This window comes from Bacillus luti (assembly GCF_009739945.1).
Classification (GTDB): domain Bacteria; phylum Bacillota; class Bacilli; order Bacillales; family Bacillaceae_G; genus Bacillus_A; species Bacillus_A luti.
In genome coordinates this window covers 1,667,628-1,684,845 of record NZ_CP040336.1, presented here as the reverse complement: position 1 = coordinate 1,684,845, position 17,218 = coordinate 1,667,628, and the positions used below count along the sequence as shown (strand labels likewise).

Annotated in this window: 18 protein-coding genes; 1 reads left to right on the top strand and 17 read right to left on the bottom strand. The window is 33.6% G+C overall.

Going from position 1 to position 17,218, the window contains the following annotated elements; genetic code table 11:
• Window positions 1-38: 38 nt before the first annotated feature.
• Together EUC40_RS08695 and EUC40_RS08690 are read right to left on the bottom strand one after the other, a co-directional pair.
• The gene (locus EUC40_RS08695) at window positions 39-278 is read right to left on the bottom strand and encodes a DUF896 domain-containing protein (RefSeq protein WP_000607015.1); all 240 of its coding nucleotides are present in this window, start codon (window positions 276-278) and stop codon (window positions 39-41) included.
• Window positions 279-323: 45 nt separating this feature from the next.
• Window positions 324-980, bottom strand: a complete 657-nt coding sequence (locus tag EUC40_RS08690) for a YneB family resolvase-like protein (RefSeq protein WP_149176998.1) — start codon at window positions 978-980, stop codon at window positions 324-326.
• Window positions 981-1,120: 140 nt separating this feature from the next.
• Here EUC40_RS08690 and lexA point away from each other — a divergent pair, with 140 nt between their 5' ends.
• Complete coding sequence (lexA, locus tag EUC40_RS08685; RefSeq protein WP_000413735.1) at window positions 1,121-1,741, top strand: transcriptional repressor LexA; 621 nt, start codon at window positions 1,121-1,123, stop codon at window positions 1,739-1,741.
• Between the two features lie 104 nt (window positions 1,742-1,845).
• Here lexA and EUC40_RS08680 read toward each other — a convergent pair whose 3' ends face one another.
• The 15 genes from EUC40_RS08680 to EUC40_RS08610 all read right to left on the bottom strand — a co-directional run bounded on the left by EUC40_RS08680 (window position 1,846) and on the right by EUC40_RS08610 (window position 17,176).
• Entirely contained in the window at window positions 1,846-2,646 is an 801-nt protein-coding gene (locus EUC40_RS08680; protein WP_156574466.1) for a DUF4097 family beta strand repeat-containing protein, read from the bottom strand.
• 3 nt (window positions 2,647-2,649) lie between these two features.
• Window positions 2,650-3,192 carry a DUF1700 domain-containing protein gene (locus EUC40_RS08675; protein ID WP_156574464.1) on the bottom strand — a complete coding sequence of 181 codons (543 nt, stop codon included), beginning with the start codon at window positions 3,190-3,192 and terminating at the stop codon, window positions 2,650-2,652.
• Window positions 3,185-3,508: a PadR family transcriptional regulator gene (locus tag EUC40_RS08670; RefSeq protein WP_071709684.1), complete on the bottom strand. Its 324-nt coding sequence runs from the start codon at window positions 3,506-3,508 to the stop codon at window positions 3,185-3,187. The genes EUC40_RS08675 and EUC40_RS08670 overlap by 8 nt, the downstream gene beginning before the upstream one ends.
• Before the next feature lie 227 nt (window positions 3,509-3,735).
• Window positions 3,736-5,535: an ABC transporter ATP-binding protein gene (locus tag EUC40_RS08665; RefSeq protein WP_156574462.1), complete on the bottom strand. Its 1,800-nt coding sequence runs from the start codon at window positions 5,533-5,535 to the stop codon at window positions 3,736-3,738.
• Between the two features lie 13 nt (window positions 5,536-5,548).
• Window positions 5,549-6,736 (bottom strand): nucleotidyltransferase domain-containing protein, encoded by a 1,188-nt coding sequence (locus tag EUC40_RS08660; protein WP_156574460.1) that lies wholly within the window; start codon window positions 6,734-6,736, stop codon window positions 5,549-5,551.
• A gap of 21 nt (window positions 6,737-6,757) precedes the next feature.
• Window positions 6,758-7,210 carry a lasso peptide biosynthesis B2 protein gene (locus EUC40_RS08655; protein WP_156574458.1) on the bottom strand — a complete coding sequence of 151 codons (453 nt, stop codon included), beginning with the start codon at window positions 7,208-7,210 and terminating at the stop codon, window positions 6,758-6,760.
• A 34-nt stretch (window positions 7,211-7,244) separates the two neighbouring features.
• A complete protein-coding gene (locus EUC40_RS08650) occupies window positions 7,245-7,547 on the bottom strand; it encodes a lasso peptide biosynthesis PqqD family chaperone (RefSeq protein ID WP_156574456.1) in 303 nt (100 codons plus the stop codon).
• Window positions 7,548-7,550: 3 nt separating this feature from the next.
• A complete protein-coding gene (locus tag EUC40_RS08645; protein ID WP_156574454.1) occupies window positions 7,551-8,471 on the bottom strand; it encodes a phosphoenolpyruvate carboxykinase (ATP) in 921 nt (306 codons plus the stop codon).
• A gap of 141 nt (window positions 8,472-8,612) precedes the next feature.
• Entirely contained in the window at window positions 8,613-8,768 is a 156-nt protein-coding gene (locus EUC40_RS08640; RefSeq protein WP_002018936.1) for a paeninodin family lasso peptide, read from the bottom strand.
• A gap of 14 nt (window positions 8,769-8,782) precedes the next feature.
• Window positions 8,783-10,723 carry an asparagine synthase-related protein gene (locus EUC40_RS08635; RefSeq protein ID WP_156574452.1) on the bottom strand — a complete coding sequence of 647 codons (1,941 nt, stop codon included), beginning with the start codon at window positions 10,721-10,723 and terminating at the stop codon, window positions 8,783-8,785.
• A gap of 302 nt (window positions 10,724-11,025) precedes the next feature.
• A complete protein-coding gene (locus EUC40_RS08630; protein ID WP_156574449.1) occupies window positions 11,026-12,180 on the bottom strand; it encodes an aminotransferase class I/II-fold pyridoxal phosphate-dependent enzyme in 1,155 nt (384 codons plus the stop codon).
• 31 nt (window positions 12,181-12,211) lie between these two features.
• On the bottom strand, window positions 12,212-12,907 hold the full coding sequence (locus EUC40_RS08625) for an HAD family hydrolase (RefSeq protein ID WP_156574447.1): 696 nt from the start codon (window positions 12,905-12,907) through the stop codon (window positions 12,212-12,214).
• 1 nt (window position 12,908) lies between these two features.
• Complete coding sequence (locus EUC40_RS08620) at window positions 12,909-13,886, bottom strand: ATP-grasp domain-containing protein (protein ID WP_156574444.1); 978 nt, start codon at window positions 13,884-13,886, stop codon at window positions 12,909-12,911.
• Window positions 13,873-14,478: a sugar transferase gene (locus EUC40_RS08615; RefSeq protein ID WP_156574441.1), complete on the bottom strand. Its 606-nt coding sequence runs from the start codon at window positions 14,476-14,478 to the stop codon at window positions 13,873-13,875. The genes EUC40_RS08620 and EUC40_RS08615 overlap by 14 nt, the downstream gene beginning before the upstream one ends.
• 259 nt (window positions 14,479-14,737) lie before the next feature.
• Window positions 14,738-17,176 carry a right-handed parallel beta-helix repeat-containing protein gene (locus EUC40_RS08610; protein WP_156574439.1) on the bottom strand — a complete coding sequence of 813 codons (2,439 nt, stop codon included), beginning with the start codon at window positions 17,174-17,176 and terminating at the stop codon, window positions 14,738-14,740.
• Window positions 17,177-17,218: the final 42 nt, after the last annotated feature.

Here is a 17,218-nt window from a genome sequence, read left to right as displayed (position 1 = left end):
AATTAACAATAAAAAAGATGGGCAGCTACGCCCATCTTTTAGTTTAATTTTGCATTATCTTGCTTTTTTAAAGCTTTTAATTTCGTCGGTGTAACATCTGTACCTTCTTCGTTAACAACTTTAATCCCTTTAAGTTCGTTTAACATATTTTGACGAAATCCTTTTAAATATTGTTCACGTAGCGATTGACGCTCACGTTGTTCTTCTTCAGTTAAACCTTCAGCTTTTGCTTTTTTCGCTAAGAAGTTAATGCGTTCAACGAGTTCGTGATTAATCATCTCGAATCCCCCTTCTAATCAAAACTGATTATTATCATACAATAGTTACTCTTCTTTATCAAGCAATTGCTTTGTATACTCTACATATCTACGATGTACAGTCGCTTTTGAAACATTATGACCAAATCCACGAAGCGTTGCCGCAATTTCTTCGAAAGTAAGTTCACTTTTGCGTAAGCGTACAATTTCTTCAATTGGCACCTCTTTTTTCTCTCGGCCTACGCTTAAATTACGATTTTTTAAATTATTTTCTGGACGATAGCCCTTTTCTACTGCGCGTTGCATGCCACGTTTAATTTTCAAGTTATGAATCTTTCTTTGATACTCTTCAACAATCCCAATTATATCTAACACCATCGAATCAGAATCCGAAAGCTGTAATTCACCATTATGAGTATGTGTATACACTTTGATTCCCTCTTTATGTAAACAGTGCATTAATGCAATTTTCGCATTCCCCCTACCGAGGCGCGTTTCATCTTGTATAAGTAGCACATCAATTTGTTCGTCTCGAATTGTATCCAACACTTCTAATATACCGTCACGTTCAATTGTATAACCACTAGCCTGCTCTTCAATTACTTTTATAACATTCATTTGATAGCGCTCAGCTAAATGCAATAATTCATCTTTTTGACGTAATAATGATGTTTCCTGTGCTTCTTTTGTTGTACTCACACGTGCATAAATAATTGCATTCATTATGAACCCTCTTCCTCACTATTATTTCCCTTCAGTGTAACATAAATTCGCCTTTTGTTCGAACTTATGTTTGTAGAATGTTTTTTCACATGTTATACTAATTAATAAGAAAAATGAAAGAAAACGAGGTGTTAGAAAACATGGAAAAGTTAACGAAACGCCAGCAAGACATTCTCGACTTTATTAAGCTAAAAGTACAAGAAAAAGGATATCCACCTTCCGTACGTGAAATCGGTCAAGCAGTCGGCCTCGCTTCTAGTTCTACAGTGCACGGACATTTATCACGACTAGAAGAAAAAGGATATATTCGACGCGATCCAACAAAACCACGAGCAATTGAAATTTTAGGTGACGATCGAATGGATGCAGAAACACAATCTGTTATTCAAGTTCCTATCATCGGAAAAGTTACTGCTGGATTACCAATTACGGCAGTTGAGAGTGTAGAAGATCACTTCCCACTTCCAGCTAGCATTGTTGCTGGAGCAGATCAAGTGTTCATGTTACGTATTTCTGGAGATAGTATGATTGACGCTGGTATATTTGATGGTGATTTAGTTGTTGTTCGCCAACAACAGTCTGCATACAACGGTGAAATTGTAGTAGCTTTAACAGAAGACAACGAAGCAACGGTTAAACGCTTTTATAAAGAAAAAGACCACTTCCGTCTACAGCCGGAAAACTCTTCATTAGAGCCTATCATTTTAAAACAAGTATCAGTTATCGGAAAAGTAATTGGTGTATATCGTGATTTACATTAAAAAATAATAAAAAGAAGATAATCACCTTATTTATATAGGTGACTATCTTCTTTTTATATTTTGATAGAATCTAATTCCAAAACGCACATATTATCTATCCTGCATTAACGCACTTCTATAGTCACATCTCCAGCAGCGGTTTTACCATTAATCTTTTTACTGCCATTACCAATCGTTACGTTTTGATTTTCTTCATTAAAAATTGTTACATCTCCGGCAGCGCTTTGCCCACTTATAATTGCATCTTGTGGTTTTTCCAATAAAGTAATCTCTACATCTCCAGCAGTTGAACTTGCCTCTACATCATATTTAGGATCATGATCCATAATATACACTTCCCCACTAGCCGTTTTCGCCGTTACTTTCCCTATTACCTTTTTAAAACTCAGCTCACCAGCTTTCGTGGATCCTTCCACACTCTTAGCTGTGACATGTTTCAAATCTACTTCTCCAGCAAATGTCTCGACACTTACACGGTCACTTTTCACATCACTGATTTCTATTTGTCCAGCGGATGATTTTACTTTTATTTCTTCATAAAAACGTTCAGGTACAAATAGAGTCAATGTAGGTGTTTGAAATCCGAAGTTGTAAAATGAAAAATCAAACGAATCGCCCTTTTCCCTTCCCCCTATAATTTTTAATGCGTCACCCTCTTCAGCAATACGAATCTCCTGTTTCCGCAAATCCCCTGTTTGCTTCACATAAAAAGAGGAATCCGGAGATTTTTGGATAACAATATCTCCAGCATCTAAATCAACTTCTACGTTTTTTAACGCTTCGTTTTTAATAACCTCTTCCTTATTTCCTTTCTCTACATTTGCTACTGCTTTTTTATACGTTTGCGAAATCCCTATTACTCCAACAACGATACAAGCGATAGCTACGAACAATATTTTTTTCATCATCTACTCCCCTTTTATCATTTTGAAGTTCCACATTACGTATCGTACGCATAATCTCTTAAACCACTTCGTACTATAATAAGCGATAATACATAACAACAAACCTACTCCAACAAATGTTATACTAACGAAAAGATCCAACCATATAAAAGTGCTCATAAATACTTTTATAATAACGAAAAATGGCGTCACTACACTCGCAATACCACCGACCCAAAAGGAAAATATAAAAGCAACAATTGCAATTAATGGTCCTAAAACAATAATAAAATTAAACAAACTAAGTCCAATCGCTGCCATAACAGCTCTTGTCACATTTGAAGTTGAAGGATCTTTTTTCATCTCATCAAATCGATACATTGCAAGTAAATCTTTTGCAATTGTTTTCGGAGAACCTAACCCTTTTATTATTTCCGATTCAGTTTTCCCTTCTTCTATTCCAAATTGAAAATGCTCTTCATAATCAAACAAAATATCCTGCCGTTCTTCTTCTGGTAGTTTTCTAAGCTGATTCGATAATTCCCTGAGAAACTGTTCTTTATTCATCCCAATTCACCCCTTCAATAATTTCTTGTACACCTCTCGCAAAATCTCGCCACTCTGTTACCAATAACTTAAGTTGCATCTCCCCTTGCTCCGTTAACTGATAATATTTACGAGGCGGTCCCTCGGTAGACTCTTTTAAATACGTTTGAAAATATCCCTCTTTCGTTAAACGACGCAATAATGGATACACAGACCCTTCCGATATTAAAAATTTATTTGAGATTTGCTGAACAAGTTCATAGCCATAACTATCTTTACGTTTCACAAGTGCCAAAACACATAGTTCTAACACACCTTTTTTAAATTGAACGTTCAATTGCAGTCCTCCTTTCTCGCCACAGTACTGTTCAATAAACAGTAGCTTATTTATCCATAATATACCACTTGGTACTGTTTATTGCAAGGTACTCATTTATGTTTATTCCCTAAATGTAGAAACCGCACAAATAAAAGCCCGAATACGGTCATAATATAGCTGAGCATTATTTGGGCTTTTATTCGATTTGAACTATATGAATACAAAACTCCCCCACTCTTTCTCCTCTATGAACCAACTTCCATTTGTGACCCTAATAAATTTCGAAATACACCTTTTCTCTCTTTAGCCAATTGATTAAATTCACCTTTTTGGACAATTTCACCTTTTCCTAAGACAATAACTTGATCGGCATTGCGTATAGTAGATAAACGATGTGCAATAACAACAATAGTCATTGTTCCTTTCAATCGTTCTATGGCTGATTGGATCTTTACTTCATTTTCAGTATCTAATGCACTCGTAGCTTCATCTAATACTAAAATGGATGGCTGTCTTAAAATTGCCCGTGCTAGTACAAGCCGTTGGCGTTCACCGCCCGAAAGTCTTACCCCCCGATCTCCAATCAGTGTGTCAAGCCCATTTGGAAGCGTTCGTACAAATTCAGCAGCAGCTGCAAACTCTAATGCATCCCAAATTTGTTCTTCACTTGCATTCGGTTCAATCATTAATAAATTTTCTCTAATGCTTGCATTAAATAAGAACGGATCTTGTGGTACATAGCTAATAGCCCGCCTTAAGGACAATAAATTATCAGTTGTAAGAGGAGTACCATCTATTAACACTTGACCTTTTTCTGGCTGGATCAAGCCCATTAAAACATCAATTAATGTACTCTTCCCAGCACCAGAATGCCCCACAATAGCCGTCATACTATTTATTGGAATTTGCACATTAATATTTTGAAGTGCGTATAAAGATTCTTGCTTATTATAACGAAAGTAAACATCCTTACACTCAATACCTTGCTCTATACAAATCGGCGTTATATGTTTTTGCTGATGTATATCCTGCATTTCAATTGCTTCCTTACATTCCTCTTGTAATTCCCATAATGACTTAAAAGCGGGAATACTTGCAGCCAGTTGTTCTAAATTCGATTGAATTGCCGTAAAGCGTGGCCATAGTCTGGAAAAAATGAGAATGATTAATAGCAATTGGGTTGGTTCGGATTTAAATAATTTAATAGCTATAAAAATAAGTATTGCAATTAATACAGACGATGTAATCTTATAAAAAAGCTGAGAATGATTTTTCAACCTTATGAATTCAAGCTGTTCTTTCTCTATTTTCTCACACCAATCATCTAACCATATATACCTAGCATCTTCTAACATATTACTCTTAATATCTTTCACACCGTTAAAATGATCGGTTATCCCTCTAATATATCCCCTTGCTATCTCAGATGTTTTATTCCCTAATTCCCTTGACTTTTTTATAAATCCCCTTGAAAAATATGCTAATACGATTCCCGCAAATAACACAAAAATAGTTATTTTCACGTTTAACCATATTGCAATTCCTATTTGTATAAATGTAAAAACAAGCGAAGTTATTATCTGAAAAAATATATTCGTTCCATTTGTAACTCTTCCTAGTTCTTCCGTTAAAGTAGAAATCAAATCCGTTTTTCTCTTTTTTACAAAAAAAGTCCAATTAGCTTTTAATAAAGACGCATATGTCTCTAGCCTTATATTATTTATAAACCCCATTAAAATTTTCATATTTTTAAGCATTATTTTTTGCTGTAATATTGCCTGCACTGCCACTAATAAAATATATATAATTAAAATAATCGCTAAACTTAACACTTCAGGAATATGATATAAAAACTCAAACATCGATGATTGGAATACACCATTAACTTGCACATTAACAAAGCCACTCATTGTAACCATCGGTATTAGCAAGAGGATTCCAATCCCCTCTAACAGACTCACGAAAACCATTCCAAAAAGATTTATATATATTTTTTTCCCAGAATATCCATTTAACTTTTTTAAAAACCTTAACAAATACTCCATTATCATACTCCCCCTATTGCAGTAAACGATTGCTCTTTTTTCTCCACGCCCATAAAATAGGGCGTAAGGGAAAATACAAAAAATATAATTTTTTGGGTAATGGTAATAACGCCACATCTTCTGGATAAGGATATAAAAAACTAGTAATAAAAAGAACCCTTTGTCGATAGGTCATTAAGGAAAATAAATGTTTTTTATGATATTTCGCTACATCCTCCGGGACCATATCAGCATGTAACTCCACCATGTTCTCTATATAAAACAGAGCCTCTTGCGCCAACTTTATTGAACGACCGTTCTCCAATAAAAATTTCATATCTTTCACTTGAGTAGTCTTTAGTAAATTTGATGTTAAGATAACTGCTTGCCCCCCTATATGTAGTAATTGATACCGCTTCAACAATCTAGTAAGATGCCTCCAATCGAAGGGTTGTTCTAAAATTTGCTGAATATCTATTAACCATCGTAATCTAGACCACCCGTGACGTGCACCGTGAGAAATAAGGGATAAAAACAAATCCTCTCTTCCTAAACCATAAACAGGAAATTGTGTAAGTGAGCTACTTCTTCTACGTTCCCATAATTCATCAAAAGTTGGTTCCTGTGATGGACCGGGATTTAATCGCCAATGAACTTCCAGTTTTATTCTCTTTTTAGGGTGAAAATATGACATATGATGGTGTCTCCATTTCCAATCATTTAAAACTGTACTAAAATAATCGTCCTTTATATATCCATCATTTATCAATATTTGTTCTACTTTTTGAAGATCACTTAAAGAAACGATAAGATCTATATCGCTCGAAGTACGGAAAGATATGTCTTTATAAAGATCTACAGCAAGTACTGGACCTTTTAAAAATAGAAGACGAATATTATTTTCATGAAACAATTTACCTATTCTTTCTATCTCACCACTTAAATACAACATTTGAAATGTATTCATTTTATAATATTTTTGTAAGGTTTGAGTAACGTGAGAAGGAACGTCTTCACTACTAAGTAATTTCAATTTCGGATATATATATGCATAAACACGATGATGGATTGCTAATGTAAGAAAGGTATCCCAATCAATATCCTCAAACAAATCCTTTCCCATTTCCTTTAATTCGAAAATATTTTTTCTTCTTATTATTTCTAATTGTAGTTGAAGTTCCTTATTAATATTATTTAAGTCAAGTTCATAACTATTTCTCATGAGACTCTCCTTCAATATTTTTTAATCCATCGTTTTAGCAAATTTACTCACAATAGTAAACCTTTTCATTTCTTCCGCACCAGTAATATAAGCAGAGCCACTCCTCAACCATGCATGCGCACTCAACATGCCGTTCTCTTCTCTAGCTGTACCTAAGTATAATGTACTCTCAATATTTCTTCTTTCTAACATCTTCATTGCAGCAATCGCTTTTACTAAACACTTACTCTCCCAAAACGTATGACGGCTTACGATACGTATCGCTTCAGAAACGTCTTTTAATATTATCGTATTCTTCGAATCAGAAATGAAAACCGTTTCTTCCATATGGATTCCCAATTTAGGAGCAACCTTAGAAAAAGGAATAAAATTAGATATCCGAGCTAACCCTAGATAAATATAAACTTCTCCAAATAAAAATAAAGTTCTCGGGTTTAATAGAAATAAAGTTTTTATTTTTCTTCTCATACACATTTAAGAACTCCTATCCCTTATTTCAGATACATTCCTAACATTCCACTTTAGTAAACTCAATTAAACTTTCCTCTAATAATTGTTCTAGAAAAAGAAGAACTTGTTCCTTACATTCAGAATATTCCACTTCATATTCTAATATTAGTTCATCTATTAGTTTCCTAACTTTTATTGGCTTCTCTATTCTTTCCCATATGATTCCACCTACCTTACCTAAATTATAGTATTTTCCATTGGAGATATTTAACATAACCTTCTCACCATCCATGTCGCTCACTATATTCCCTATTTTCTGTACAATACTTTGTTCCAAAGAAATCATATATTTTTTCATCATTATTTACTCCTTTTCATCTATAGTTTTTAAGATAATAGACGTTAAACGTGACACCGTAAATTCTATTTCTGGACGGTGTAATTGATACATATCAATATGCTGTATGATTTTCGCTGAAATATCAAAATGCCATTCCATTAATTCTAATCGTGGAATTAAAAAGTTTCTATAAGTTTGACAAAGTAACGTATGTAGTTGTTCAAGTTTTTTAATTTCTCGAATTTCAATTTCCCCACTTTCTGCAATTACTAACTCAAATAATCCTGCCAGTGGGACTGGATTTGAAAAATAATATGCATCAACTGGAATACTATATTTATTTTCCCTTCCAACTAGCGTTTTATATTCATTAGCATGCATTCCAAAATGTTCTAAGCTCTTCTGCCATAATTTTTGCTGTGGATATGACGGAATAACGTATGGGATACAATTTTCTGCAAGCGATATCGCTATCACATCATCACTTAAAAGTTTATACCCCAAATTCAGGAAACCCGCTGCCAACGTGGATTTTCCTCTCCCTGATTCCCCAATAAAACCATATGCTTTCCCATCAATCGTTATTGCGCTCCCATGCAGTGGAAGTATTTTTCTCTGCATCAATACTATTCCCATACATGTCCCAAGTACAAATAGTCTAATTAAACCCTCTTCAATCTCTTTTTCAGGTGAAATAGTTATCTTTTCTCCATCTTGAACAGAAAAAAGTGCAACATTCGGAATATAAAACATAACCTTCGTTCCTTGAACCACGTGTTTATACGGTACATCCAATAATTCAAAATGAAAATTCTTATCCATTCTAATTTCAATATCTATTAAACTTTCTTGCTCATTTATTTGAGATAATTCTGGCATAGGAATCTCACTAAAAATATTGAAACCAAAAGCTTTATAAATAGCCCCTTTTTTAGTTTCTAACATTAGATTTCTCTCCCATTTATAGAAAGTTATATAAAAAGCCTATATACTCCTTTTGTATACAGGCTTTTTATAACAATCAATCTCTTTTTTTGATAATTACCTTATTATGAAAATAACAAACAAATTCAATAGCGCCTTCTTTTAACTCGTAAAGCGATTCCAAGTACCAGGATTATTAGGATCTTCTGGCTTACCTGGCACATATGCTTCATCGGTATACGGTCCAAAGACTGTAGAAGCCATTGTCATCTTAACATCAAGCATTTCTAACTTAGGAATCTCCCATTCCTTTTTCACATTATCACCTCCCTTCAAATAAATTTTTGAATAAACCGGTAAACAATTAAACTTCGCATTAAAATTTTGTAATCAAAATCGATCGCATGCTCCGCACGAACATCTCCGTGAGCTTTTAAAAGTGCCTTCTTTATTACCTCACCGTCTAAAAAATTCAACGCTCTTTCGTCTCTAGAGAGTTTCTCTATCTCTTCTATAAACGCGGACCAATTTGGAAGCATTCTATGCACCCAATCTGCCCCTTGAACCCCTTGGATTTTTTGATTTAATCGTATTTTATCAGGCAAAAGATTACTTGTAGCATTCCTAATAAGTGCGCGATCTAATCCCCCTTGTACATATTGTTCTTCTGGCACAGATAAACAATAGCGAATCACTCTTATATCATTCGTTGGATCTCGTTTCCAAAGCGAATATTTTAATGATAGCTTCGTAGCTATAGTATTGCTTGCGTTCCAATGAAAAACCTCTTCAAAATGACTTTTTCTCTGCTTATATATATTTGTTGCAGCAAACCAGCCACTTTCACCTATGCCATGTTGCTTTAACTTCTCAAACACTCCAATTCTTTTAGCAAAATCTCCATTAATAATTCTAGGGAATATATAGGGTGTACTTGACGGAAAAATTCTATCAATAAATGGATATGCAATCCTTATAATATTCGGAATCCTCCTCATTCTAGCTCCACCAACTTTTTTACTATATTGATTTAATTCATAAGTTAATGTAAGCCACTTGAAACGCTTAAGAAGCAAAGCATAATAATCCATTGCCGATCCCCATGATATAGACAGGTTCCCTCTACCTCCATTTAATAGTACCCCAATGCCCTCTTTATATCCCTCTTCAAACATTCCCTTCAACCAGAATGAATTTTCAAAAAATTTATAAGGTGTCTCCATTATTTCGAGAAAATCTTCCACTTCAGAATATGGGTCCCGTCCTTTAAAATCAAGATAATGATCTGTTATTCCCCCAACATGTCGTACCGTTTCTTTAATAAGTATTCTTTCATCTGGCATTAAATTTTTTGGCGTAAAATCTTCAAAATCACTAGGTGGGATATAACTGAAAGTATGTAATGGCTTATTTTCTTTCTGTAGAACCCTACCAGCAAAACTAGCAATTGATCCCGAATCTAATCCTCCACTAAGCTGTATTCCTATTTTCCGATTTGTTCGTAACCGAGATGTAACCGCTTCTTGAAACACTTCTTGAAATGCTTCCACATACTCTTCGGTTGATTTAAGTTTAATCTTCTTTACCGAATCCAAACTTACATATTTCGAAAATTTCACTTTTCTTTTAGTTATTGTTACACTATGCGCTGGTGGAATTTGTTTTATATTTTCATATGGCGTAATAAATGCATCTACAACATCAATCATGCCACTTATAGCCAAATATTCAGCAAGCCATTGTTCATTCAACTTCTTTTCTATATACGGTAAAGAAAAGAGTGGTTTTATCAATGTACACAATGCAGCTCTTTTTTGATCATGATAAAAATATAGTGTTCGTCCCCCCGAAAAATCCCTTGCTCCAAAAAGCAGTTGGTTTCTCTCATCCCAAATTATAAAAGCAAAATCTCCTACTAAATACTTCGGAGACTCCTCACCCCACTTATGATAGGCAAATAATATTAACTCACTGTCTGTCATTCCTTTTCGATCCTTATAATCAACTTGTAACCTGTCAAATAGTTCATTCCTATTATCAATAATAGCATCTGCTGTAATAGCCAACTGCCTTGTAAAATCATGAAATGGTAATTTCTCACCAATGGATTCCGGTGTAATCCATTGTGCATGACAGCCTAAAAAGACATTTTTTTTATACCATTCTTGAACATCATTTGCAGGATATTCTTGTAATTCGCTCATTAATCTCTTACCACACTCGGTAGACGTAAATTCATCATCAAACTTAAAAATCCCTGCTATCGCACTCATTTTTATTTACCTCCTATAATTAAGAAGCAAAGATTATGTCTACTAACCATGAATTATTAATAATTCACACCCCTCAAGTTCTTTTTAAAGAACTTGAGGGTTCCACTAAACTAAGAGGAATATGTTTTCCACTGCACAGATTCTCCATTTCAAAATAGGTTATCTTACAATTCAAACTATCATTGACCCTAAAATATGTCAATACACTATTCATTCTACACACAAAAATTCATTATAACGAACAACGCAAGATTATTCTTTATTTGTTAAAACTTAATTCCAAATGATTTAATCCTCATTGTTCATCGACTAATATTTTTGATGCATTGTATAACTCTACCTTGATCTTCCTCCGTTAAATTAGATCCCGAAGGAAGGCAAACCCCCATTTGAAATAACTCTTCCGAAACACTCTCATTTTTATTATGCGCATAATATTTTCCTCTTTTAAAAAGCTTTTGCATATGAAGCGGTTTCCACATAGGACGCGCTTCTATATTCTCTTCAACCAATGTTCTCAATACTTTTTCAAGAGAGACCCCAGCTTCTCTTTCATCAATTTTCAAAGTTGTAAGCCAGCGATTCGAACGGGTATTTTTTAACTCAGGCATAAAATAAAACCCAGGTATATGTGATAATTCTTCATAATACTTGCTAAATATTCCCCGCCTAACATTCACTCTCTCTTCTAACACCTCTAATTGTCCTCTTCCAATACCAGCTAAAATATTACTCATTCGATAATTATATCCTACCTCACTGTGCTCATAATGTGGTGCTGGATCCTTTGCTTGTGTCGCTAAAAATCTCGCTCTTTCTAATGCTTCCACATCATTAGAAACAAGCATTCCACCACCTGAAGTTGTAATAATTTTATTTCCATTAAACGAATAAATCCCAAACCTCCCGAATGTACCGCTCGCTTTTCCTTTATATGTTGATCCAAGGGATTCTGCTGCATCCTCAATTATGGGAACATCATAGTGATTACAAATCGAAAGAATTTCATCTAATTTAGCACTCTGACCATATAAATGAACAAGAATGACAGCCTTAGGTAATTTCCCTGCTTTATTAGCATCATGCAACGCAATCGCTAGAGCTTGCGGGGACATGTTCCATGTTTCCGGTTCAGAGTCAATAAATACTGGTTCAGCCCCCAAATAAACAATCGGATTTGCACTCGCTACAAAAGTAAAACTTGAACAAAACACTATATCTCCCTTTTGGACGTTTAATAATCTTAAAGCTAAATGAATGGCAGCAGTACCAGAACTAACCGCAGCACCACCTTTAACTCCTACAAAAGAAGCAAGTTCTCTTTCAAATTCATCTACATTTGGACCAAGAGGTGCAATCCAATTTGAGTCAAAGGCATCTTTAATATATTTCTGTTCATTTCCGCTCATATGTGGTGAAGAAAGATAAATTCGCTTTTTGTGTTGAACGGTTTGCATGTAAACACATCCTTTATACATATTTAAAATATTATGTATCTAAAAACATATGTTTTAATACAGGTATATCAGGAAGTTTTCTTAAATTATTTATTGTATAATGCGCTTTATAATCTTGCTCAACTATAAGATTACGGTAAATTCCATCTTCTCTATTAATATGAACCGTTATCCAATTTAGTTTCTTCGCAGTAATAAAATCCTTACTTAAATTATCTCCTATATACACACATTGCCGATGTGGAACCTGTAGTTCCTTACTTATTTTTTCATAAGGAAGTTGGCTCGGCTTCCAATATTCTCTTCCAAGCTCATCAGTGAGAATAATCGAATGAAATCTCTCTTTTAACTTTAATGCGTTTATTTTTCTTTCTTGGGTAATTAAATATCCGTCGGAAATTAGTCCTATTTTTACGTTATTAGTTAAATTACTCAGCACCCAATCCGCTTCATCTAATAATTGAATATCCGGTTTATGGAGCCTATACTTTTCTATTAAGTTACTAATCAATTTTTCATCATACGTAATATTTAACTTTTCAAGTGTTTTATTAAACACAAACTTTCTTTCCCCCGAATCGAATAATTGAATTGCTATATTATAAAATCCAATTTTCTTATAGTCCTCTTTAATCCAATCATCTACTGCTTTAAAACCACTTACGATATAATCTTTTTCTTTATACAAAGTATCATCCATATCAAAAACAATCGCTTTGATTTCCATGTTAAATGCTCTCCGTAAAAACTGCTTCATCATATCTAAGCATTGTTAAATCTTCTCTCCAATTGAAATCTTGCTCCGTAAACATTTCTCCTTGACACATTTCAATTGTCCATAGTGGAAAATTTGCTCCCGCTTCAATCGATAACGGAATTCCTCCACCAAAACGAGGATTTATTTCAATAAATGTAATTTGCCCATCTTCCTTTTTAAAACATTGTAAAGTGATGCAACCAATAGGATTAGGGAGGGCTTTTATTACAGTTTCTGCTGCTGTTATGATTTCAATATCCTTCTTGGTCATACCTTTACTTACCTCACCAGCTCGTGTCTCTATGCGCAATCTAGGTACAATCGTTTTTATATTCCCATAAAAATCTACCATGACATCTATAGTGTATTCCTCTCCTGAAACGTACTCTTGTATCATGGCGTTAGGTATATATTCCTTAAAAAATTCTAATTCCTTTTCATTCATTATTTTTGTTACACCTTTACTAGAACTGCCATCATAAGGTTTAATTAATAGTGGAAATTGATATTCTTTTCTTTCAATCTCCTCATCACTGTATACTTTAGGTGTGGGGATATTATTAGAAACAAAGAAGTTATATGTGTATTTTTTGTTATGAGCAATTTTATTTAATTCCATACTTGAAACTAGTACTTTTACACCAATCCCCTCAAAAACCTTCGAATTATTAGCCAAAAGGACTAATTCCGTATCAATTAACGGAATTATTAGATTTATCATTTCAGATCTACATATTTTTAATAATTCATCTATATATCCCTCTTCATTTACACGCGGAACAATAAAATGCTTATGGCTAAAGTAAATAGTAGGAGCAGTTTCTTTTAAATCTGCTGTAAAGATGTTACCTTTGATTCCTTCTTGTTTAAGTGCATCCTTAAATTGTTTAATTAAGGAAACCCTCCTACCAGAGCTAGTAAACAAAATATTCATTTTATTCTCCCCCATGCTCGACTTCCCCCTTAAAAATTGGCATAGTCACATGCTTATTATTTGTTATCCCTTCTGACTTTAAAACCTTACTAATAGTTAGATATAATATTTTCAAATCTAAAAGAAAGCTTTGATTCTCAACATACCATACATCTAATTTAAATTTCTCATCCCATGAGATACTATTCCTTCCATTAATTTGAGCCCATCCAGTAATTCCAGGTCTAACATTATGCCTTTTAGCTTGCTCTTGCGAATATAAAGGCAAATATTCCATTAGTAATGGGCGAGGGCCCACCAAACTTAATTGACCTTTTAGTACATTTATTAATTGTGGTAATTCATCTAAACTATATTTCCGAAGAAATTTTCCAACTTTAGTTAATCTAGCGTAATCAGATAGCAGCTCACCATTACTATCTCTAGCATCAGTCATCGTGCGGAACTTGTAAAGGTTAAATGGCTTTCCATATAGTCCCGGACGCTGCTGTTTAAACAGTACAGGAGATCCTAATTTCATCCTAACTAAGATTGCTACTACAAGAATAGGAAGCAAACATACAAATAATAAAAATAACGAGATGCATAGATCGAAAGTTCTTTTCATTAATACTCAATCCCTTTCTTTTTGTATGAATTTCTAATCTACTATCCGTTTCTTTAAATATATTATTTCTATTACAATGTACTATTTGAAATGGAAGTATAAAATAAGCCTTTAATTTAAAACATCCCTTAATATTATTAGTACTATGTTGAACTTATAATAAAAAACCACTATGTTGATAAACAAACATAGTGGTTTTCTTCATAATCAAGATTCATTGGTTCATGTAAAGCGCTCACCTTAAAATAACTATTACCGATTAATTGTTCGAAACATCCAAATTATCAATCATACGAACTCCGTCCCGTGCAGAGATTGTAACATTGTTAAAAGTACATTTAGCTATCGTCATATGATTTTTTTTGACTAACCAATACAAATTAATTTTACTATTTTCTAAATAACTATTTAGAAGCATAGAAGAATTGAGACCACTAGCTGCTTTCCCAATACCAGATTTCACAAAAGTACTATTTGTTAAAACTACATTTCCCTCTAAATTGACATCCACACTTTCAAAAAAACAATCATTGGCATTTATTTTCCTCATATATTTTACATCATTAGAACCAAAGGTAATATCTCCTCCTAATCTTTTAGCCTTTGCTTTTATAAAACTCCCGTTATTTATATTACAACACTCTATATTAGTCGCACCTTCGATAACTGTTAAATCATTTAAAGTTATCGGTCTCCCTACATAGTTATAAGGTGGTTTAATATCTATATCATAATTTTTTACCGTTATATTCTTCACTACACCACCCGTCATCAATAATGTGCACCCTACATCAACCGCTGTATTTGGCCTCCACTCACGTTCGACCAGTACATTTTCCACATAACACCGACCATAATTATACCGACTAATATTAAATCCTATTTCTCCTGCATCTGTAATAACAACTGGTGCTCCTCCTATTGCTTCAGATACTTGAAAACTTGTATCTGTTCTATTCACCACATAATATATTTTATTTACATCAATTCCTGTTGGAACCCTTCCAACCCATTGTTCAAAACATACTTTCGCTGTATTTCCCATTTCATGTGGCTGACTATAGGTAAATGTACTAGTCGTCACATTTACTGATGGTGTTCCAAAATATCCATAAACACTAGATACTAAAAAGGCTCCTTCTTTCACTTGAATATTCCGTACAACGGCTCCTTCCACATCTAGCATTCTACATTGGCCATTATTAAAATTTGCACCATCAACTAAGTGATTTCCTTTTACAATTAATGAACAGTTTATAAAGGAATTATTAAGATATTTGATTTCCATTGTCTTTTGGTAAGAACTAACACTTCCAATATTATATCCTTCAAATATATTATTTTCTAAAGTAACATAATTTCCGTCATTATTTACAAAATGCCCACGTTCATTATCATGGATATAGTTATTAAAAATAAATAGTCTAAAATTCACCTCTAACCCATCTTGTTTGTAATAGGGGAATTTATATGGAATATTGGTTTCTCCCACCATCGATTCAATATCTATCCCAAACATCGGTGCTATCCCACTCCTAAAGTCGGATGTAACACCATCATCATTTTTACCGATATGATGAATTTGATTTTTATAAACATACGTATCATTCGAAGCACCTAAAGTTATACCTTGTCTTCTACAATGATGTATATTGCAATTGTAAATATAAATATGTGATCCCATATCTTCTTGAGTATATTCTGATGGGTTAAGTTTATATTGTAACCAACCTGTAGAAATAGCATCACCAGTACAATCACTTATCTCTATATTTTCGATTTCAATTTGATGTGAGCCCAATATTTCAATCCCTTGTCCCCACTCATGAGTATAATTTTGGCTGTCTACCTTTGCACTAATTTTCGAAATTTGTTCATCACTTAAAGGGGACGATGTAATATCAATAACAAAAATCATTTTATTACATTTTTCTATTTCGGCAAACCATCCCCTTCCAGTTGGAGATGCTGGAGCAAATTGTCCATTCGTTCTAACACCTACTAGTGTACTACTGGCAATAGTATCTTTGTACTGATAAAAACTATATGCAGAAGTTACTACATTGGGAATTTTCCATAATCTAAATACTTTTAAAATTCCCGGTTGTTCGTTTCGATCCAAAACTTCACTACGAATAAAATTCGGATTATTATTTAAGGAGCCATCTGCATTTACTCCCCCTCTAACAAATTTCACTCCTAATTCATAAATATGTCCCTTTTTATCTCCAATAATTTTCCCACCACTAATTTTCACATTCTTTACATTTTTAATTTCGAATATTCTATACCAAGGAGATGAATTGTTTTCTAATTGCAAATTACACCCATTAGCCATTTCAAAATGAATCCCACTTTGCATAATAATACATGAAAACGATGTACTATTAATTCTTAAACTATATGTCCCACTAGGTAATATAATATGATTATATCCACTAGCTTTAGCCCATACAATGGCTTCATTTATTCCTTGAGTAGTAGCCAGTGGATTGGTTCCATCATTTTTTATACCCCATTTCTCTAGTTCTATTACATAAGAATTAGATTGACCTACTATTGTATTAGTTTTAAACACTGATTTTTTAGGAACCCATTTTGCTCTAGTGCTATCATAAGTCAAAACATCACCATTTACAGGTGGCTGAGTTATCAAATCTAAATTATCAAGATCTTCAAGATTAGCTTTAATAGTCATTTAAACTTATCACCTCTTTATTACTTTTATATATCCTATGTA